20 protein-coding genes are annotated in these 18,964 nt (G+C 54.7%); 2 read left to right on the forward strand and 18 right to left on the reverse strand.

What is annotated here, in order from left to right:
• Positions 1-7: 7 nt before the first annotated feature.
• The 9 genes from N6V40_RS17435 to N6V40_RS14520 all read right to left on the reverse strand — a co-directional run bounded on the left by N6V40_RS17435 (position 8) and on the right by N6V40_RS14520 (position 6,224).
• Positions 8-535: an MFS transporter gene (locus N6V40_RS17435; RefSeq protein ID WP_315973702.1), complete on the reverse strand. Its 528-nt coding sequence runs from the start codon at positions 533-535 to the stop codon at positions 8-10.
• Positions 526-1,344 (reverse strand): MFS transporter, encoded by an 819-nt coding sequence (locus N6V40_RS17440; RefSeq protein WP_315973703.1) that lies wholly within the window; start codon positions 1,342-1,344, stop codon positions 526-528. The genes N6V40_RS17435 and N6V40_RS17440 overlap by 10 nt, the downstream gene beginning before the upstream one ends.
• 243 nt (positions 1,345-1,587) lie before the next feature.
• Positions 1,588-2,265 (reverse strand): SseB family protein, encoded by a 678-nt coding sequence (locus tag N6V40_RS14490; protein WP_315973704.1) that lies wholly within the window; start codon positions 2,263-2,265, stop codon positions 1,588-1,590.
• A 221-nt stretch (positions 2,266-2,486) separates the two neighbouring features.
• Positions 2,487-3,224, reverse strand: a complete 738-nt coding sequence (priA, locus tag N6V40_RS14495; RefSeq protein ID WP_131089912.1) for a bifunctional 1-(5-phosphoribosyl)-5-((5-phosphoribosylamino)methylideneamino)imidazole-4-carboxamide isomerase/phosphoribosylanthranilate isomerase PriA — start codon at positions 3,222-3,224, stop codon at positions 2,487-2,489.
• Positions 3,225-3,251: 27 nt separating this feature from the next.
• Positions 3,252-3,401 carry a CG2302 family histidine operon protein gene (locus N6V40_RS14500; RefSeq protein WP_165477352.1) on the reverse strand — a complete coding sequence of 50 codons (150 nt, stop codon included), beginning with the start codon at positions 3,399-3,401 and terminating at the stop codon, positions 3,252-3,254.
• A gap of 2 nt (positions 3,402-3,403) precedes the next feature.
• A complete protein-coding gene (hisH, locus tag N6V40_RS14505) occupies positions 3,404-4,039 on the reverse strand; it encodes an imidazole glycerol phosphate synthase subunit HisH (RefSeq protein WP_131089913.1) in 636 nt (211 codons plus the stop codon).
• Complete coding sequence (gene hisB, locus N6V40_RS14510; protein WP_262198073.1) at positions 4,040-4,660, reverse strand: imidazoleglycerol-phosphate dehydratase HisB; 621 nt, start codon at positions 4,658-4,660, stop codon at positions 4,040-4,042.
• A 22-nt stretch (positions 4,661-4,682) separates the two neighbouring features.
• On the reverse strand, positions 4,683-5,789 hold the full coding sequence (locus tag N6V40_RS14515; protein WP_131089915.1) for a histidinol-phosphate transaminase: 1,107 nt from the start codon (positions 5,787-5,789) through the stop codon (positions 4,683-4,685).
• Between the two features lie 81 nt (positions 5,790-5,870).
• On the reverse strand, positions 5,871-6,224 hold the full coding sequence (locus N6V40_RS14520) for a LysM peptidoglycan-binding domain-containing protein (RefSeq protein WP_131089916.1): 354 nt from the start codon (positions 6,222-6,224) through the stop codon (positions 5,871-5,873).
• A 257-nt stretch (positions 6,225-6,481) separates the two neighbouring features.
• Here N6V40_RS14520 and lexA point away from each other — a divergent pair, with 257 nt between their 5' ends.
• Complete coding sequence (gene lexA / locus N6V40_RS14525; RefSeq protein ID WP_131089917.1) at positions 6,482-7,201, forward strand: transcriptional repressor LexA; 720 nt, start codon at positions 6,482-6,484, stop codon at positions 7,199-7,201.
• Between the two features lie 62 nt (positions 7,202-7,263).
• Here the strand turns inward: lexA and N6V40_RS14530 are convergent, their stop codons facing one another.
• From N6V40_RS14530 to hflX, 3 genes are all read right to left on the reverse strand, one after another.
• Positions 7,264-8,319, reverse strand: coding sequence for a glycoside hydrolase family 76 protein (locus N6V40_RS14530; RefSeq protein WP_262198074.1), 1,056 nt, complete (start codon positions 8,317-8,319; stop codon positions 7,264-7,266).
• Between the two features lie 92 nt (positions 8,320-8,411).
• Positions 8,412-10,412 carry an ATP-dependent DNA helicase gene (locus N6V40_RS14535; RefSeq protein WP_131089919.1) on the reverse strand — a complete coding sequence of 667 codons (2,001 nt, stop codon included), beginning with the start codon at positions 10,410-10,412 and terminating at the stop codon, positions 8,412-8,414.
• On the reverse strand, positions 10,405-11,973 hold the full coding sequence (gene hflX, locus N6V40_RS14540; protein WP_131089920.1) for a GTPase HflX: 1,569 nt from the start codon (positions 11,971-11,973) through the stop codon (positions 10,405-10,407). The genes N6V40_RS14535 and hflX overlap by 8 nt, the downstream gene beginning before the upstream one ends.
• Before the next feature lie 420 nt (positions 11,974-12,393).
• On the opposite strand from hflX, the gene N6V40_RS14545 reads away from it, so the two are divergent.
• Positions 12,394-12,999, forward strand: coding sequence for a class I SAM-dependent methyltransferase (locus tag N6V40_RS14545; protein WP_131089921.1), 606 nt, complete (start codon positions 12,394-12,396; stop codon positions 12,997-12,999).
• An 83-nt stretch (positions 13,000-13,082) separates the two neighbouring features.
• Here N6V40_RS14545 and dapF read toward each other — a convergent pair whose 3' ends face one another.
• The 6 genes from dapF to recA all read right to left on the reverse strand — a co-directional run bounded on the left by dapF (position 13,083) and on the right by recA (position 18,860).
• Complete coding sequence (dapF, locus tag N6V40_RS14550) at positions 13,083-14,003, reverse strand: diaminopimelate epimerase (RefSeq protein ID WP_315973705.1); 921 nt, start codon at positions 14,001-14,003, stop codon at positions 13,083-13,085.
• A gap of 8 nt (positions 14,004-14,011) precedes the next feature.
• Entirely contained in the window at positions 14,012-14,938 is a 927-nt protein-coding gene (gene miaA, locus N6V40_RS14555; RefSeq protein ID WP_262198077.1) for a tRNA (adenosine(37)-N6)-dimethylallyltransferase MiaA, read from the reverse strand.
• 4 nt (positions 14,939-14,942) lie between these two features.
• Positions 14,943-16,472: a tRNA (N6-isopentenyl adenosine(37)-C2)-methylthiotransferase MiaB gene (gene miaB / locus N6V40_RS14560; protein WP_262198078.1), complete on the reverse strand. Its 1,530-nt coding sequence runs from the start codon at positions 16,470-16,472 to the stop codon at positions 14,943-14,945.
• Between the two features lie 467 nt (positions 16,473-16,939).
• The gene (locus N6V40_RS14565) at positions 16,940-17,392 is read right to left on the reverse strand and encodes a regulatory protein RecX (protein WP_262198080.1); all 453 of its coding nucleotides are present in this window, start codon (positions 17,390-17,392) and stop codon (positions 16,940-16,942) included.
• Positions 17,377-17,709: a hypothetical protein gene (locus N6V40_RS14570; protein ID WP_262198082.1), complete on the reverse strand. Its 333-nt coding sequence runs from the start codon at positions 17,707-17,709 to the stop codon at positions 17,377-17,379. The genes N6V40_RS14565 and N6V40_RS14570 overlap by 16 nt, the downstream gene beginning before the upstream one ends.
• A gap of 98 nt (positions 17,710-17,807) precedes the next feature.
• Positions 17,808-18,860 carry a recombinase RecA gene (gene recA, locus N6V40_RS14575; RefSeq protein ID WP_131089927.1) on the reverse strand — a complete coding sequence of 351 codons (1,053 nt, stop codon included), beginning with the start codon at positions 18,858-18,860 and terminating at the stop codon, positions 17,808-17,810.
• Positions 18,861-18,964 lie beyond the last annotated feature (104 nt).

Raw genomic sequence — 18,964 nt, forward strand, 5'->3', positions numbered from 1 at the left:
CCGCCGATTAGACGGTGGTTTCCCAACGACGTTTCTGAGCACGGCGTACCCGGCGACGAATCTGCTGGGCAGCCAACGCAACGAGCACAACCACTGCGGCCATGACACCAATGGCGACAAAGGCGTAATCAGGACCGACGTTGTCGACAAATAGTCCGGTGACCGGGGAGCCCAAAGCGGTACCGGCGGTCATGGCAGAGCCATACCAACCCATGGCTTCGCCACGGCGCTTTTCTGCCACCAGATCCGTGAGCCATTCTGAGGCAGCGGACAATGTCGGGGCGCAAAGGAAGCCTGGCAAAGCGGAGAGCAAAGCCAAGGACCATGTATCCCACGCGAAGTACATGGGAATGGTCAAGATCGCCATGAACAGCAAGAGCAATAGTGGCGAGACAACGCGCTTCATGGATCCGTAGATGAGTCCACCGATCAGCGAGGCCCCGCACCAGAAGAAGAAGACCAGACCCAACTGGTTGCTTTGCATTGATGCATCAAGCTCCGCGACGATCGATACTTCGGTTCCGGTCAACAGCATGCCAGCACCGGCCGAGGCAATGAATACGGCCAGGACCGAAGCGCTAACCCAGTTGAACCGGCTTTAAATGCCCGCCCACGTTTCTTGATGCGGGATCGCGCCGATTTCCAGCCGGCCAAGATCAGCTCGCCTTCAACCTCTTGAACACCCATCGGTGCTGCGGCGATAAAGCTGGCTTCCGCACCGAGACGTTCTTCATGAGCGTTAGACCGCAAGGCTATGGCCTTCGGGTCATCACTTCGTGTTGGAGGATTCAGGATCATCAAGGCAAAACCGGCTAGAGATGCGGTAACACCAATAACGCTCAGTCCGATAACGCTGCTGATCTGGGTAGCGACGATCCCTGCGCTGGCAGGTCCAACAATGAATACGAGTTCCGTAGCGGTGGCATCCAAAGCAAAGGCCGTGCGACGTTGCTCTCCGGTGGTCATGATTCCCAGAGCTGTACGCACCACGGAGAATACCGGCAGAGCGAAAAGGCCACCGATGAAAGCCAAAGGATAAACCCAGACCAGCGGCACGTGCGGTACGGTGCACCAAACGATGGTCTCAACGATCACCGAGGGAAGCATGGCTCGGCGCAGGCCCCAGGTGTCAACGCGAGCACCACGCCATGGCGCACCGATAGCAATACCAACAGTCATCAATGCGGTGACAAGGCCAGCTGATACCCATGACTGGTCTAGGTCATTTACTAGGTGCAAGAGCAACAACATGCTCAATGCCGAGTGAGGAAGTCGGGCAATCATGCCGATCAGCAACAACAGCGCAATCTGCGGCTGACGCAAAATCTGCAAATAGCTTTTCATGCCCGAAGTGTTCCTTTGCTAGGTAAGGAGCCCGCCGAGTCTAGCTAGGCGCGCTGTGCAAACTAAGTTCTAAAGAATCCACCGCTTCGGTGAATTCGGAGTTTTGGGACAGTCGTCCCTGAATTGCGCTGGTAATTTCCTGCGCTTGGCTAGGGCTTGTCCCCTGTGCGAAAACAAACTGTAAATTAAGTTCTGGTCCGGAACCACCGCCAAGAACGACTTGGCCGTCCTTGGTTCTTGAGCCTACTCCCTGCCCGGCGCCAGCTTCACTGCCTGCAACTGCGTGAAACCTTCGGTGGCGTTTTGGACTAGGTTGGCGATCTGCTGATTCTGATAACTCGGAATCCATTCGATCTGTTTGGCTAGGTTCCAGACCCCGGGTCGTCGAAGGACAAAGGTAAATTCGCTACCAGGGTCTAGAACTAGTAGTTGGCAATCTTCGCTGACCGCTGAGAGTGCTGCGCGGGGAGCAAATACTGCCACCGGACGAGCTTCCTTATGCCAAGCCTGAAGTCGTTCCACCGTGGTGAAAATTGGAAGCGCCATACGACCATCCGGTGCTTTGATTTTCACCAGTGCCATGTCGGCTTCTTTATCAGCGGCGAAGCCGTGGTCACCCATAGCTTCTTCGCCTAGCTGAGCTACAACGGCAACAAACACTCGGGCTGAGGACATGGCCTTGTGAACTTCCAGCTCGGAACCGCGACCGGCTTGTAGCTCAGTCAGTGCCGCCATGACTTTTGCGTCGGCGCTGCCGTCGTCTTTATCAAAGTTATGTAGCGGGTTGCCCTCACCGCTAAGGTCGCGTCCATCCCAACTCTGACCTGCCGAGTCGGCGGGTGAACCGGCCTGCGCCAGCGCGGCGACGATGTGTCCCGGCAGGTGGCGTTTAGGCGCTGATTCGTTGTGCTCCGTGCTCATAAGTCCATGCTATCTGGGGAATCGATGTTGGTGCAGGGTAGTTTTGATTCTTCATTCATGAGCTTGAACACCACTTGTCGATGACGTCAGTCAATAATTGCCCAATTCGCTAGCTAGTTACCGTCATTTGGGTCAGCTGCAGTGAGTTCAATTTCAGAACAAAAAATTGACGGTTTGAAAGCCTAGGCTTTCAAACCGTCAATAGTGAAGATCAGCTCGCGTTAGCGACGACCGGCAACGTCCAGCGCTTCTTGAAGCGTGAACTGACCAGAGTACAAAGCCTTGCCCATAATTGCGCCTTCGATACCCTCAGGAACAAGTTCGCGCAATACCCGCAGATCCTCTAGCGAAGAGATTCCGCCGGAAGCTACAACAGGCTTATTGGTCTTAGTAGCAATCTCGCGAAGCAATTCAACATTTGGTCCGCGCAAGGTGCCGTCCTTGGTTACGTCAGTTACGACGTAGCGGGCGCATCCTGCGTCTTCCAAACGTGCCAGAACTTCCCATAGATCGCCACCGTCTTTGGTCCATCCGTGGCCTGAAAGCGTAGTGCCTCGCACGTCCATGCCCACAGCAATTTTGTCGCCATGGCGAGCAATCGCCTTTTTGGTCCATTCAGGGTTTTCAAGTGCCGCGGTGCCAAGGTTCACGCGAGTGGCACCGAACTCCAACGCACGGTCCAAGGACGCATCGTCGCGGATACCGCCGGAGAGCTCAACCTTGATGTTCAGTTCCTGTGCGATGCGCTGGACAATCTCGACGTTGCTGCCACGATCAAATGCCGCGTCCAAATCAACGAGGTGGAGCCACTCAGCTCCAGCGTTCTGCCATGAAAGTGCGGCTTCTAACGGGTCGCCATAGCCAGTCTCGGAGCCCGCTTCGCCCTGAACTAGGCGCACGGCCTGTCCTCCGGCGATGTCTACGGCAGGCAAAAGTTCGAGGATTGGTTGCTCGCTCATAATGTCCTTAGTGAAGTAGCGAATGTTCTAAAGGGTCAGTATCCACGCGGCGATGATGCTCATGCCTGCGAGTACCCAGAGTGCGATAACCCAAGAGATATGGGCCTTTTGGCTTTTGAGGGAGATGGCGCCACCTGCGAGGAAAGCACCGACGAACCCAAGCACGATAGTCCACATGTTTAGAGGGTGTCCAACCAGTTGCGCAACAGTCGGGCTCCAGCGTCGCCAGACTTTTCGGGATGGAACTGAACGGCCGACAGCGGACCGTTTTCGACTGCAGCGACGAACGGAGTTCCGTGCGTACTCCACGTGACCTGCGGTGGTGTCATGGCAGGCTGAGTAACGTCAAATTCCCACTTCTGCACTGCGTATGAGTGAACAAAGTAGAATCGTTCGTTTTCAACGCCAGCAAAAAGCTTGCTTCCCTCTGGAGGCTGTACGGTGTTCCATCCCATGTGCGGGATAACATCGGACTTCAGACGCTCCACAGTTCCCGGCCACTCGCCGATGCCCTCGGTTTTCACCCCGTGCTCCACGCCTTGTTCAAAGAACACTTGGTGGCCAACGCAGATACCCAAGACTGGCTGTCCTCCGGCAATGCGGCGACCAATCCAGCGAAGCGATCCGGTAGCGGTGAGTTGTTCCATGACCGATGCGTAGGCACCTACGCCTGGAACGACTAGACCGTCAGCAGCAACAATTTTCTTTGGATCCGCCGTGAGTTCAACCGACGCGCCAGCAGCTTCCAGCGCACGAACGGCAGATCGGACGTTGCCCGAACCGTAGTCGAGAACTACTACATTTTTCTTTGCCACTTAAAGGGCACCCTTCGTGGATGGAATCTTGTCGCCCATGCGCTCATCAAGTTCGACTGCTTCGCGCAGTGCACGAGCAAATGACTTGAACTGAGCTTCAACGATGTGGTGCGGGTCGCGGCCAGAGAGGACCTCGATGTGTGCACAAATCTGAGCGTGGAATGTGATGGCTTCAAATACGTGGCGAGTCATCGATCCGGTGAAGTGACCACCAATAAGGTGGTATTCCTGACCAGCTGGTTCACCGGAGTGCACCAGGTACGGACGACCGGAAACGTCGACCACTGAACGAGACAACGCCTCATCTAGTGGCGCGTACGAGGTGCCGAACCGACGAATTCCCGCCTTATTACCAAGGGCTACACGCAGAACCTCACCGATGGTGATCGCGGTGTCTTCAACGGTGTGGTGCACATCGATGTGAGTGTCACCCGTGGCTCGCACGGTGAGATCGATCAGCGAATGCTTAGACAACGCCGTAAGCATGTGGTCGTAAAACGGCACAGAGGTGCTGATCTCAGAAACGCCAGTTCCGTCGAGATCTAGCTCAACAAAAATCGACGATTCGCTGGTGACGCGTTCCATGCGGGCGCGACGTGCGCCAATCAATTCGGCAGACATGTCTTCCTTCGCTTGATCCTGATTAGTTGTCCGCGCCGAGCAGTTCGGCGAGACGATCCAAGAATGCTGTAGTTTCTGATTCGGTTCCGGCAGTTACGCGCAGCGTACCCGGGATCCCATTGTCGCGGACAATGATGCCAGCTTCCAGCAACCCCTCCCAGATGGAGTGGGGATCAGCGAGCCCGCCAAAAAAGACAAAGTTGGAGTCTGAGACTGAGGGTTTGAGACCCAATTCCTTGAGACGATCAACAATTCGGTCACGCTGGGTTTTGATGTCCTCAACCTGAGCAAGCAACAATTCAATGTTTTTCAGGGCCGCGATGGCCGTTGCTTGGGTGACTGCCGAGAGGTGATAAGGCAATCGAACCAAACGAATCGCATCGGTTACTTCTGGCGCTGCCGCTAGGTAACCCACGCGGGCTCCAGCCAGACCGAAGGCCTTGGACATGGTCCGCGAAACGATCAGACGCTGTCGGCCTTCAAGCAAGGTGAGTGCTGATTTAGTACTTGCCAGGGAGAACTCGGCGTACGCTTCATCGACGATGACTACACCATTGTGTTCGCTCATTGCGTCGTACACTTCGGTGATGACATCAAGCCCGAGAGCGGTGCCGGTTGGGTTATTGGGGGAACAAAGGAAAACGATGTTCGGTTTGTTTTTGCGAACCTGTTCGGCGGCGGACTGCGCAGAGAGCGTGAAGTCTTCTGCCCGTTCTCCTGCGATGTACGCGGTGTCAGTACCGCTGGCCAGCAACGGGTACATGGAATAGGTTGGGCCAAAGCTCATTAGGCTTCGGTTCGGACCACCGAATGCTTGCAAAATTTGTTGCAGAATCTCGTTGGAACCGTTGGCGGCCCACATGTTCTCTGCAGTTAGTCCGTGGCCAAGATAGTCGGCCAGCAATTCACGAAGTTCGGTGAATTCGCGATCAGGGTATCGATTAAGAGTTGTCGCAGCTTTGGCGACTTCTTGTGCGATGGCTTCCACGACCGTAGTTGGCAATGGATGGGTGTTCTCGTTGACATTCAGCTGGATGGGCACGTCGATTTGTGGTGCGCCATATGGGGATAGCCCGCGGAGATTCTCACGCAAGGGCAGCTGACTCAAAAGTTCACTGCGGTCATTCACGCAACAAGTCTACGTGTGGACGGGCTTGGGCAGTGAATCCGCTACGAACCAAGGTAACAATCGCTTGACCACGTTTTACCTTTAGCCAGCAAGCACTGGAATCGACAGCGAGTCGCCGACATGAATCTGAGTGCCATCAAGCGAGTTCATTTCCGAGATGTGACTAACGGCTGAGGTGACGTCGTAACCTTCAGCGTATTCGCTGGCCAGACTCCAGAGCGTATCGCCAGGGATGACGGTTACGTCTACCGTTTCAACTCCCTCAGGTACTTCCGATGATGCGTGAGCATCCGACGCGAACATCGAGAAGAAGAAGGCCGCGGCGACAGTTAAGGCGAACACTGGAATCCCGATAAGGACGGCCCAGCCCCGGCGGTTGATGCGGATCTTCATTGGTGAACGGGTTTCGTTTGAGTCAAGTGCGACAGTTGCCATGACTATGTCTCCTCAGAAATAGTTGTGATGCGAAGTTGTGTTCGATGATTTAGATTCGAAGACTTGTTCGAATCTAGTACATCTGTTCTAACAGAGCTTTGTCGAACTTGTCCAGAAGTTTTCGAACAAATCTTTGAAAGAACGGAACTTATCTACTAAGATTTCGAAGTAGACGAGCAATGAAAACATCACACCATCTAGCTCCGACAGTTTGGACTCACGAACTTTCGACTGCTTGCTAGGGAAGGCAAACTCTCATGTCAGCTTCACAACGCACTCCGCGATCGAATGCCCGTTCGCTGACGATTCGCCAAAAGAAGATCCTGGAAACGATCCAACGGTCTATCGGAAAGAACGGCTATCCACCATCGATGCGTGAGATTGGTGACTCCGTTGGCCTCAAGAGCTTGTCTAGCGTCACTCATCAGTTGAGCCAACTCGAAAAGCTCGGATACATTCGGCGCGACCCTCGACGTCCCCGCGCAATGGAAATCCTTCTTCCGCTGCAGTTGGCTGACGATAAGGACGAGTCACAGACAACGGAAGTACCCGCTACTGCCGCTGCCGACGATGCCATGGTGATCGAGCTCAGTACTTCAGCCGACACCACCATGGTTCCTTTAGTTGGTCGAATTGCCGCAGGTGGTCCGATCCTTGCCGATCAGTCCGTGGAAGATGTTTTCTCGTTGCCACGCCAGCTAGTGGGTCATGGAGAACTGTTCATGCTCAAGGTTTCAGGCGACTCAATGGTCGACGCTGCGATTTGCGACGGTGACTGGGTAGTTGTTCGTCGTCAGCAGACTGCAGATAATGGCGACATTGTTGCCGCTTTACTGGACGAAGAAGCGACTGTAAAGACTTTCCGTCAGCGCGACGGTCACACTTGGCTGTTGCCGCAGAACTCCCGCTACGAGCCTATTCTTGGTGATGCGGCCACGATCATGGGCCGTGTTGTTTCGGTAATGCGTTCGCTCTAAATAGAGATCTGATCAATGTGGGGCAGATGCCATTGGCATCTGCCCCACATCGTCTAGCTAAATCAATTTCGACTGTCGGACTCACAAGCAGCAGCTGCACTGAATATCATCCAGCGCTGGACTGCAGCCGAGAGCCTGCGTGGTTCCTGATCTACCAAACTGTTGGCGGTCGCCACGACCATCGTGCGTGCTGTCGACCGCGTCCTGCCATCAAGGCGCACATCATTAGCGGCCAGGGCCAGATACCTGACCAAGATTCCAGCAAACAAGTTGCCGTCGCCACCGCCGTTCAGCGAAAGCGCACCGGTGCTGTCGGTCAAGTATTGTGCACTGGCGTGGATCAGCATTGTTGAGTGCTCTAAATCAGCATCTGATCCCAACTCCAGCAAAGCGCCTAGAACCGGCCCTTGGTTATAGGTATAGAGCGCGTCCTCGATCCTGTGCCCGTCCGGCACCAACCGCAGCCCGTCCAAGTACAGCCCGCTGTCAATGCTAAACAGTCTTGCCCGTAGCCAGCTAAGTAGCTTCCGTGATTGGTCGCGTTCACCATTCCGGGCAAAAAATAGAGCGGCTGGTGCGTTAGCCGGCGCGTTTTTGAAGTCCTTCTTCCGGGACCAATACATTCCACCATCTAGGACATCGTCAATGGCTCCGTTGAGCTGTTTTCTCAAAGTGGTGACAGCCTGTTTGGCATTAGCTGAGCTGTGACCATCAAGGCGACGTGAGAATGAAAGTAATCTTTGGCTCGCCAAAGCTAGCCAAGCCATGTCATCAAAAAAGTAGTTTGGGAAGACACCGAAGTTCCGCAGCCGGATCCCCCGCAATAGCTCGACGGCTCGCTGAAGTTCCCGGTGCGCTGCATCTAAGTCATTGTCAGCCAGGTAGGCATAGCCGTCGTCGATGATGGCATCTAGGTAATGAGCCTGCCACCAGTAATTCCACTCGCGTAGCGGATGCGAAATCCCGTTGAGGTCACTGAGCATGCTGCCGTCACGAAGCTGGTGCGCCTTGCTGTACGGCAGCCCAATCCACGTTCCGGGCAGTCCAAGAAGACGTTGCCCAAAACGTGAGTGGGTGTCTTGCGCGGCGGTGCGGGCAAGTGTCTTCCAAGACTCCATAGTGCCTTCCGGAGATAAAGATTCCTCTACTTGGCACAGACATTAGCATCTGGCGTAAGTGAATCTAGATGGCGCACCGTAGGTGCTTACGCCTACTTCTCTTCTTCGGGTTTGAGCCGCTCTAGGACACCGGTAATAACCTTCTTATCCACGGTGGGCCACATCGGTGGCAGCGTGGCCTTCAAGAAGCTGCCATAGCGTGCAGTGGCCATGCGTGAATCCAAAACCGCCACAACTCCGCGGTCATTGATAGAGCGAATGAGTCGTCCTGCACCCTGCGCCAACCGGATGGCAGCATGAGTCGCTGAGACCTGCATAAAGCCATTGCCGCCGTGTTTAGCAACATCCTCGGTGCGGGCTTTAGAAATCGGGTCATCCGGACGCGGGAAGGGAATCTTGTCGATGATCACGAGTCGGCAGGAATCTCCGGGTACGTCGACACCTTGCCACAGGGTCATCGTGCCAAAGAGACAGGTGTCGCGTTCAGCTGCAAACTGTTCAACCAAGGATTTCATGCTTGCTTCGCCCTGGCACAGAATCTCCACGTCCAATCGTTCCCGAAGGATGCTGGCAGCTTCCTCTGCTGAGCGTTTGGAAGTGAATAGCGCCAGTGCGCCACCGCCCGAGGCCTTGATCAGGTCCTCGATTTCGTCCAAGGTCTCCGCGGCTAGCTGCCGGCCCGGCTTGGGTAGGTGCTTGGCAACGTAGAGAATGCCCTGCTTTGGGTAGTCAAATGGACTACCTACGTCAACGCCGGTCCAGGTCGGAGCTCCTGCACCCATCAATCCCAAGGAACCCGCTACCGCATCAAACTGCGAACCGATAGCCAGTGTTGCGCTGGTCAGCACTACAGTGCGGCCGTCGAATAGCCCCTCTCGGAGCTTTCCCGCCACCGACAATGGTGCCACGTTGAGTGTTGCCGGTTGCGAATCGTCAGCTTCAACATATCCGCGGCCTTCCACAAATTCGCGTGGTCGAGTTGTGTAGAGGACTTCTCGGCGTTCTTCGGATTCAAGCATACGGATGGCATCATCCATCACTGCCTGCATCTGGGATCGAGCGGTCTGCCGTCCGCCATCTGCTGGTGCATTGGCTTCCGGTTTGGACAATGCAAGAATGAGCCGGGCCTGCTCCACAATGTCGTTGAGGGCAATGCCCATATCCTCACGCAGACCCTGTTCTAGCAGGCCGGTAGGAATTCCGGTCAAAGACTTTTCAAGCCGGTTGGAAGCCTTGACCATCTCATCTACGTTGACTCCGCAATGGCGTTTAGCACCGCCTGCGGCTGTCATTACGGTACGCGCCGACAATGCTCCAGAGACCGAGCTTGTCACTCGGTCTTGAAGCTCGTGGGCCTCGTCAATGATTGCTACTTCAAAGTCTGGAAGTACCGACAGGCCTTCGAAAGCTGAGACGGCTAGCAAGGCGTGGTTGGTAATCACGACGTCTGCTTCAGATGCCCGCGCGCGAGCCATCTCGGAGAAGCATTCGTCTGCCATGGGGCACTTTTGAGATCCCAGGCATTCCATTGCTGAAACTGAAACCTGTTTCCATGCCTTGTCGCTGACGCCAGGAACCAGTTCGTCACGGTCACCGGTATCGGTACGATCAGCCCATTCACGAAGCTTTAAGACTTCGCTGGCTAGCGGTGAGTAGGTCGTGCCCGCAGGGACGGCCGGCTCATCCATAGTGAACAGCGTGCCTTCATCATCTGGGTATCCGCCGCCGAGTTTATATTGGCACAGATAATTTGAGCGCCCCTTGAGCAGGGCGACATCCATGGGACGCGAGAGCTTGCCCTTGAGAGATTCGAGTAACCGTGGCACGTCACGACCGACAATCTGCGCCTGCAGTGCCAGCGTAGCGGTGGAGACAATCACTGGCTTAGCGCTAGTTTGCGCGTGAGCCAGCGCCGGAATCAGGTAGCCCATGGACTTACCCGTTCCGGTGCCGGCCTGCACCAGCAAGTGTTCTTCATCTTCCAAGGCGGTCACCACATGCTTGACCATTTCCTGTTGGCCCGTGCGCATGGCACCACCCATGGAAGTGACCGCGGCCTCGAGAAGTTCCAGGGCCTGCTCTTGCTTATCCATGAATGTTGAAGTTCTCCAACTCTGCAGCCAAGGAATCACGTACCTTGACGATCATCCGAGTGCCATCATCTAAATATTCACTTTCCAGAATTTCAGATTCACTCTGGTGTAGCTTCGCGATCAAATCCCCACGGTTGTAAGGAATAAGAACTTCAAGCTGAATTCCGGGTCGTGGAATCAAGGCGCTGATCTTTTCAAGCAGCTCTTCAATTCCTTCACCCGTGTGCGCCGAAACCACCGACGTGTTCGATTCACGGTTACGGATACGTTCAATGACAAATGGGTCAGCAACATCGGCTTTGTTCAGCACAATAACTTCAGGGATGTTCAGTGCGTCAACTTCGCCGAGCACCGTGCGTACCGCTTGAATCTGTCCTTCGGGATCCGGATGCGCAGCGTCAACCACGTGCAAGATCAGATCCGAATCCGCGATTTCTTCCAAGGTTGAGCGGAAGGCTTCCACCAGCTGTGTTGGAAGGTTCGACACAAAACCGACCGTGTCGGCCAGGGTGTAGGTCAGACCGTCTTCCGTGGAGGACTGACGCACGGTTGGATCCAAGGTGGCGAACAGTGCGTTCTCCACCAAAACCCCAGCGTTAGTCAGGCGATTAAGCAACGAGGACTTCCCGGCGTTGGTGTATCCAGCGATAGCTACAGCCGGAACTTCGTTGCGTTTTCGGTTGGCGCGCTTGGCCTCACGAGCCGGCTTCATCGCCTTGATTTCACGGCGAAGCTTGGCCATGCGGTCGCGAATACGGCGGCGATCCATTTCAATCTTGGTTTCACCAGGTCCACGCGAACCGATACCGCCACCGGCAGCACCAACACGGCCACCAGCCTGACGAGACATCGACTCACCCCAACCGCGAAGGCGTGGCAGAAGATATTCAAGCTGAGCAAGCTCGACCTGAGCTTTACCCTCACGGGATGCCGCATGCTGTGCAAAGATATCGAGAATCAAGCTGGTGCGGTCAATAACCTTGACCTTGACGATATCCTCCAGCGCACGGCGCTGGGAAGGTGCCAGTTCGGCGTCAACAACAACGGTATCGGCGCCGGTTGAGGCAACGATTCCGCGCAGTTCTTCAGCCTTGCCTGATCCAAGGAAGGTCGAAGGGTCTGGCTTGCTGCGTCGCTGAACGACGCCGTCAAGAACCTCAGAGCCAGCGGTCTCAGCCAGTGCAGCTAGTTCACGCAGGGAGTTTTCGGCATCAGTAACTGTGCCTTCGTTCCAAATGCCGGCAAGGACTACGCGTTCTAGGCGCAGCTGGCGATACTCAACCTCGGTAACGTCTTCCAGCTCGGTAGACAGGCCGGCAACACGACGCAGAGCGCGTCGCTCAGCTAGATCGTCTTGGTCTCCGTCGAACTGGGACAGGCCAGAAGAGAAACGGTTCAGCGCTGTAGCTTGGCCGGAGAAGATTGAAGAATCTTCCTCGCCGAAGTGCTGGATTTGTGGACTCTGGGCTTCATCAGCTTCGAGGATCCGGTCGATAGCGGCCTGGATCTGGGCATCATCCATTGATGCCGAATCGTGCTCGTGTGACTCGGAGTTAGTCATGGTCTCCTTAGAAGTACTTCGCTTTCCAGAATAGTGCCGAGGACCCCCACTTCGCGACGTGGCGCGTTGGGAGTCAGTCGTTTCATCACTCATTCGTAATCCTTTGCAAAGGCAATCAAATCTGCAGTTAGTCAGGTGAATGCTGGGTTACCGAGGCGCAAAGTCGATTGGCAAGGAGTGTGATGCACAACTTACGGAAAACAAAAAGACTTCGCCGTCTACTGATTCGCTGTTCGGGCACGCCAAATCGGCACGCCTGCTTCAGGGAAATCACGAGGTAACCACAGCGGTTACGTCTTAGACGAATACGAAAGTCATACGGAAAACTCTATCAGTGAAAATTCTGCTTGCCTATATCGCTTTGATCACGTTGAATGCGCTGGTCTTTGGCCCGACGACGCACAACGATAAACTTTGGTCATGACCTCGGATCATTACTTCACCGCCAGCCCGGCTTCGGCAGACGAACGTCGCACCATTGAGGTTGAGCTTAATGGCTCGACTCGCAAGGTTCAGACGGCTTCTGGGATCTTCTCACCCACCGGGCTAGACAAGGGCACTGCTGTTCTCTTGCAATACGTCCCGACCCCGCGCGGACGCGTATTGGACATTGGCTGCGGTTGGGGACCGATTACCTTGACTGCGGCGGAGCAGTCTCCCGAATCCGAAGTTTATGGCTTAGATGTTAATGAACGTTCCATCGAACTGACGCGACTGAATGCGCAGAGTTTGGGGCTGAAAAATGTCATTGTCGGTACCCCCGATTCCGTTGACCCTCAGCTTCAGTTCGATACGATCTGGTCCAATCCCCCAATTCGCATCGGCAAGGAAGCACTACACGAGCTGTTGCTGCTGTGGCTTCCGCGCTTGGCACCGGGCGGAGATGCCTGGCTGGTAGTCCAAAAGAACCTGGGCAGTGATTCCTTGCAAAAGTGGCTTGTTGAGCAATTGCCAGCACAATGGTCGGTGACTCGCGAAGCGACGTCCAAAGCGTTCCGTGTACTGAAGGTTTCACGTCCGGCCTAAGCTGAACAGAAAAACTGCAGGACCTAGTTGAAACTAGGTCCTGCAGTTTTTTGCTTTGCTCAAAGACCTTTAGGCAGCGCCGATTACCCCGCGGCCCACAAGCTCAGCCGGGCCAGAAAGAATCGTGTCTTCTCCCCGGCCGCATTTTCACGGAACTCTACGCCGACTACGCCTCCGGGAACTGCCACCGCCCATTGGTTGATCAATGCTGTGCCGCGAGCCCAGTAGCGGACGGCAGCTGCTGCCGCACACGCGCCAGTGCCACATGACAGCGTCTCTCCGACTCCACGTTCATGTACTCGCATGCGCACTTGAGCTACACCGTCTTCTTCGATCAACGGATCACTAGGCACCACAAATTCAACGTTGGTGCCGTTAGGTGGTGTTGGAGCCACATCTGGGGCCTGGAATAGATCAAGGCTTTCAAGCATGTCGAGGTCAGGTAATGCCACCACGGTGTGCGGGTTACCCATAGTGATGCTCAAAGCTGGAAGGGCCTGCTCCCAGCCGCGAGGCTTAACCATGGAATCGACGGACTCTGCCGTAGCTTTCTCTTCATGGATCAATCCCCATGGTCCAAGATTCACTGCATAACCATCGACAATCCGGGTAATGGTTTTGATCCCTGCGCGACTACCGATCTGGATGCTCTGACCTACCTGCAGATCGACTAATCCCTCTGCAATAAGAAAGTGAGCAAAAGCGCGTACACCGTTGCCGCACATTTCAGCAATCGAGCCATCGCCATTGCGGTAGTCCATGAACCAATAAGCGTCTGGATTCTCCACGGCCTGTGTCTGGTATCCAGAGACCTGAGCGGTGGGAACTGCACGGATCAATCCGTCACCACCAATGCCAAAGCGCCGATGGCACAGCGCTGCTACTTGCTGTTCGCTCAGGTCTAGCTGGCCTTCTGGGTCCGAGATCAAAACAAAGTCGTTTCCCGTGGCGTGACCTTTAGCGAAAGGTTGCCCAGCTAATTGTTCTAGTTCGGTGGTGTACATCGATACTCCTAGCGTGTTGGTGCTTCGCTGGCCGAGCCAACGAGGGAAAGTGCTTTACCAATCAGGTCCGGTTCAGTGGGATTCAGCCAGCTCACCCGCGGGTCAGCGTTGAACCAGGTGATCTGACGACGGGCAAATTTACGGGTGGCGATAACAGTCTGGTTGATTGCCTCAGCCCTACTGATTTCTCCATCGAGATAATCGGTGTACTGCTGATAACCGATGGCGCGTGAAGCAGTTTTTCCCTCACGTAGCCCGTGTTCGAGCAGTCCTGCAACTTCTTCGGCTAGTCCCATCGCATCCATTTTGTGTACGCGTGATTCCAATGCTTCATGCAACGCCGAGCGATCGTAATTTAGTCCGATCTGAATGGCGGGAGCAAAATACTCGCGCTGTGGCATGTATGAGCTGAAGGGTCGGCCCGAGATTTCAAAAACTTCTAATGCCCTGACAGCTCGACGCACATCAAGATTTCGCGCAGCTGAAATGGGATCAACATCAGCTAGTCTACGGCGCAAGTCTCCGTCGCCCATAGCTTGAACTTCTGCGTCCAAGCGCTGACGAACATCAGGATCGGTGGGCGGAAAATCGATCACGTCCAAGGCAGCACGCACGTAGAGGCCCGAACCGCCCACCATAACCGGGACTTTTTCGCGTGCCCGGATATTCGCAAAATGCTCTCGTGCTTGGGCTTGGAAGGTAGCCACGGAAGCTTCCTGAGTAATGGACAAGGTATCCATCAAGTGGTGCGCAACTCCGCCACGTTCGGACACAGGAAGTTTTGCTGTTCCAATATCCATGCCGCGGTAAAACTGAAGCGCATCGGAGTTGACAATTTCCCCGTCCAGTTCCTGGGCGAGGGCGATGGCTAGATCGGATTTTCCGGTGCCGGTGGGACCGACTACTGCGATGACTGGTAATTGAGAATTTCTCATTCGGCTAGCTGCGCACCTTCAAAGTTGGCATACCCAAATTTGCACGGCCAGCAGTAGAGCTAGTTCCTATACTCGGTACACCGCAGCTTTCTGCCTGCGCCCGATCCCACGCATCTCCGGCGCGCGAACGACGTAGTTCAAACTGTTCCAGGCTCGGATCTGAGACTAAGTGGAAGGCAGCTACTTCGGTAATTGGTAAGGTCACTAAATCTCCGGGTCGAGGGGTTGGTGCACCGGCCGGCACTGAGAAGTGAACAAGACGCTGGTCCTGTGCCCGACCGGCCATGCGGTGCGTTTCTTCAGACTTTCGTCCGGATTGTTCGGTAACCATAACCTCAACAGTACGGCCAAGTTGCTTGGCGTTCTCCTCTTTGGAGATCCGATCTTGCAAAGCGGTGAGACGTTCGTAGCGTTCTTGGACCACTGCTTTGGGCAGCTGATCTTCCAAAGTTGCTGCCGGTGTCCCGGGCCGCTTGGAATATTGGAAGGTGAAGGCGGAGGCGAATCGCGACGCTTCCACAACATCCATGGTCGCTTGGAAATCTTCTTCGGTTTCTCCGGGGAATCCAACAATGATGTCGGTAGTTATCGCTGCATTCGGAATTTGTTCGCGGACTTTGTCCAAGATGCCCAAGAATTTTTTGGAGCGATAGGAACGGCGCATATCCTTGAGCACCTTGTCTGAACCGGACTGCAGTGGCATGTGCAACTGTGGCATGACATTGGGAGTCTGGGACATCGCCTCGATGACGTCATCAGTGAACGCAGCAGGGTGTGGACTGGTGAACCGGACGCGTTCCAGTCCCTGGATCTCTCCGCAGGCACGCAATAATTTGCCGAAAGCTAGACGGTCACCAAATTCGACTCCGTACGAGTTTACGTTCTGACCTAAAAGAGTGACCTCAATGGCACCATCATCAACGAGTGCTTGAATCTCCGCCAGAATTTCTCCTGGTCGCCGGTCTCGTTCCTTACCGCGCAGGGAAGGAACAATGCAGAATGTGCAGGTGTTATTGCAGCCCACCGAAATGGAGACCCACCCGGCGTAAACCGACTCACGTCGCGTAGGCAAAGTGGATGGAAAGACATCCAACGATTCAAGGATCTCCAGCTCCGCCTTTTTGTTGTGCTCTGAACGAGCCAGCAACGTGGGTAGAGAACCAATATTGTGGGTGCCAAAAACGACATCTACCCAAGGTGCCTTTTTGAGGATCGAGTCTCGATCCTTCTGGGCAAGGCAGCCGCCCACAGCGATCTGCATGGTTGGACGTTCTGCTTTGATGTTTTTGAGAATACCGAGGTTTCCGTAAAGCTTATTGTCCGCATTCTCGCGAACTGCGCAGGTGTTAAAGACGACGACATCGGCGACTTCATCTTCGCGCTCTTCTGGTTTGCGGTTCAGTCCCGCGTTTTCTAACAGACCTGAAAGACGCTCAGAGTCATGGACATTCATTTGGCAGCCAAAGGTACGCACTTCATAGGTTCGCGTCGCTTCTTCAGCGGTCGAGTTGCTATTGGTTTGTTGCTCAGTCACCCGTTAAGATTACCGAAACTTCGGTGGTACAGAAATATAGGTAACCCTAGGGTGAACCCCGGCTCCCCCACCTACGGCGGTGATCTTGTCGGGCCGTCGCCTGCGTTGATCTTCCAGATAAGATAAATCAGAGTAGTCGGGTACAAGATCATCTAAGACGAGGAAACTTGGGCATGCGTAGCTCCCGAAAGCGGTCAACAAGTTCCACTCCACCGCGGCCAAATCTCTCGCGGGGCATGAAAAAATTTCATTGGTGGATGGCTTCGCTAACGGCTCTACTCGTGCTGGTCGTACCGATTACGATCGGTGTCATCCCGCCGATCGATTACAAAACAGATAAATTGCTCTTTAATATTGGGCTGATCTCGGTGCTTGTTGGCGTGTGCGTCATAAGCATCTGGGTCTTCCAGAGCGTGGATGATTGGATCTTCCGGTTGAGCAGGCATTCCAAACGGCGAGAGTGACCGCTAGATCTCAGATCCGAAGCGCTCTTCCCATTCTTCGCGAGCAACTTTAAAGGCCATACCGCCGTTGTAACCTTTACGCCCGAGCATTCCTACCAACCGGCGCAGCGACCTATCTCGATCTACCCCCATCGATTCTGGGCGTAGTTTGGCACGGACAAGTTCACGAGCTCGCTGTTCCTCAGCCTCGTCGTCAATTTGTTCGAGCGCCTCGGCCGCAAGTTCATCGTCCACGCCTTTAGAACGTAGCTCGTGTTTGATGGCTCCGCGGGCAAGTCCGCGTGAACGGGCACGAGTGACTACCCAGGACTTGGCGAATCGTTGGTCATCAACCAAATTGATCTCTGCATAGCGCTCGATGACTTCATCAGCGATCTCTTCTGGGCATTCCTTGTCCAGCAGTTTATCTTTGAGCTGCTTGGCAGTCTTGTCACCAGCCGTTAGTTGGCGAAGCAAGATACCGCGAGCTTTTTCTCGCCACTGATCATCGCTAAGCTCTTCGGGTTCTCCCGATTCACGAGCTGCCTTACGCGCTGCACGCGTCTCGCGTCGTTCTTTTTTGAAGGTATTGCTGGCGCAGGTGTTACCGGTGCCGCAACGATGCGTTGCATGGCTTCGCGAATTTCGTCGATGCTCTCAGGTTTTTTGTCATCCTCCTGAGGCAAAGGCGCAATAATGACAGGCTTTTGCTCTGTGCTAGCTCGCGGCTCATTGGCTTTGGCAGCAAGCTTCGATTGGATTTCTTCCGGATCAGGCTTGGCCCAGTCTGGCATGTCCTCAAAGTCACCCTGAAACTCTTTGGAAACGGACGTAGCGTCCGACCCGGATTTGTATCCGGGTCGGACGCTACGTCGTTGGAAGCTTGAGCTCACTACTTGTCGCCCTCGACAACTCGCAGTTCTGTCTCGTCTTCTTCAGCTTCGTCCTTAGGTATGACGCCAAGCTTCTGCAAGATCTGACGTTCTAGTTCATCAGACAGATCTGGGTTATCGCGCAGGAAGCGACGAGCGTTTTCCTTACCCTGTCCCAGCTGGTCTCCGTCATAGGTGAACCAAGCACCGGACTTCTTGACCAGGTTGTGCTCTACACCCATGTCGATGAGGGAGCCTTCACGCGAGATTCCGTGACCGTAAAGGATATCGAATTCTGCTTGCTTGAAAGGAGGAGCCATCTTGTTTTTGACAACCTTGCAACGAGTGCGGTTACCAACTGGGTTGGTGCCCTCTTTCAAGGTTTCAATTCGACGGATATCAATACGAACCGAAGCGTAGAACTTCAGTGCCTTACCGCCGGTGGTGGTTTCTGGGCTGCCGAAGAAGACACCGATCTTTTCACGCAACTGGTTGATGAAGACTGCAGTGGTCTTCGAGTGCGAGAGGCGGCCGGTGATCTTACGCAGTGCCTGCGACATCAGACGAGCCTGAAGGCCAACGTGGCTGTCGCCCATTTCGCCTTCAATTTCTGCACGGGGAACCAAGGCGGCAACGGAGTCAATGACGATGATGTCTAGTGCGCCTGAGCCCACGAGCATATCCATGATTTCCAATGCTTGCTCACCGGTATCTGGCTGAGAAACAAGCAGGGCGTCGGTGTCCACACCGAGCTTCTTGGCGTATTCAGGATCCAAAGCGTGCTCAGCATCGATGAATGCTGCAACGCCGCCGGCCCGCTGCGCACTGGCTACAGCATGCAAGGCAACGGTGGTCTTACCCGAGGATTCTGGACCATAGATCTCCACCACGCGACCGCGTGGCAGGCCGCCAATTCCCAGAGCGACGTCCAATGCGACCGAACCGGTAGGAATTACTTCAATTGGTGCACGGGTTTCATCGCCCAAACGCATGACCGAGCCCTTGCCATAGGCCTTGTCGATTTGTCCGAGGACAGCTTCTAGAGCCTTTTCTCGATCATTATTTGCTGCCATGGTTCACCTTTGCTCGTGCAAGCCTCTAGCGACCTGCTCATGATTTATGTCCTGCTGTAGACAGTATGCTCGTCCACCGACACTTTGGACTCGGATAGCCCTCA

The organism is Glutamicibacter sp. M10 (assembly GCF_025452055.1).
GTDB lineage: Bacteria > Actinomycetota > Actinomycetes > Actinomycetales > Micrococcaceae > Glutamicibacter.

What these genes read in the sequence shown, in the direction of transcription:
- N6V40_RS14535 (WP_131089919.1), bottom strand. Translation starts at nt 10,412, where the DNA reads ATGGATAAGCAAGAGCAGGCCCTGGAACTTCTCGAGGCCGCGGTCACT.
- miaA (WP_262198077.1), bottom strand. Translation starts at nt 14,938, where the DNA reads ATGAGAAATTCTCAATTACCAGTCATCGCAGTAGTCGGTCCCACCGGC.
- dapF (WP_315973705.1), bottom strand. Translation starts at nt 14,003, where the DNA reads ATGTACACCACCGAACTAGAACAATTAGCTGGGCAACCTTTCGCTAAA.
- N6V40_RS17440 (WP_315973703.1), bottom strand. Translation starts at nt 1,344, where the DNA reads ATGAAAAGCTATTTGCAGATTTTGCGTCAGCCGCAGATTGCGCTGTTG.
- N6V40_RS14530 (WP_262198074.1), bottom strand. Translation starts at nt 8,319, where the DNA reads ATGGAGTCTTGGAAGACACTTGCCCGCACCGCCGCGCAAGACACCCAC.
- N6V40_RS17435 (WP_315973702.1), bottom strand. Translation starts at nt 535, where the DNA reads ATGCTGTTGACCGGAACCGAAGTATCGATCGTCGCGGAGCTTGATGCA.
- hisB (WP_262198073.1), bottom strand. Translation starts at nt 4,660, where the DNA reads ATGTCTGCCGAATTGATTGGCGCACGTCGCGCCCGCATGGAACGCGTC.
- N6V40_RS14500 (WP_165477352.1), bottom strand. Translation starts at nt 3,401, where the DNA reads ATGTGGACTATCGTGCTTGGGTTCGTCGGTGCTTTCCTCGCAGGTGGC.
- priA (WP_131089912.1), bottom strand. Translation starts at nt 3,224, where the DNA reads ATGAGCGAGCAACCAATCCTCGAACTTTTGCCTGCCGTAGACATCGCC.
- lexA (WP_131089917.1), top strand. Translation starts at nt 6,482, where the DNA reads ATGTCAGCTTCACAACGCACTCCGCGATCGAATGCCCGTTCGCTGACG.
- N6V40_RS14490 (WP_315973704.1), bottom strand. Translation starts at nt 2,265, where the DNA reads ATGAGCACGGAGCACAACGAATCAGCGCCTAAACGCCACCTGCCGGGA.
- hflX (WP_131089920.1), bottom strand. Translation starts at nt 11,973, where the DNA reads ATGACTAACTCCGAGTCACACGAGCACGATTCGGCATCAATGGATGAT.
- N6V40_RS14520 (WP_131089916.1), bottom strand. Translation starts at nt 6,224, where the DNA reads ATGGCAACTGTCGCACTTGACTCAAACGAAACCCGTTCACCAATGAAG.
- N6V40_RS14545 (WP_131089921.1), top strand. Translation starts at nt 12,394, where the DNA reads ATGACCTCGGATCATTACTTCACCGCCAGCCCGGCTTCGGCAGACGAA.
- recA (WP_131089927.1), bottom strand. Translation starts at nt 18,860, where the DNA reads ATGGCAGCAAATAATGATCGAGAAAAGGCTCTAGAAGCTGTCCTCGGA.
- N6V40_RS14570 (WP_262198082.1), bottom strand. Translation starts at nt 17,709, where the DNA reads ATGCCAGACTGGGCCAAGCCTGATCCGGAAGAAATCCAATCGAAGCTT.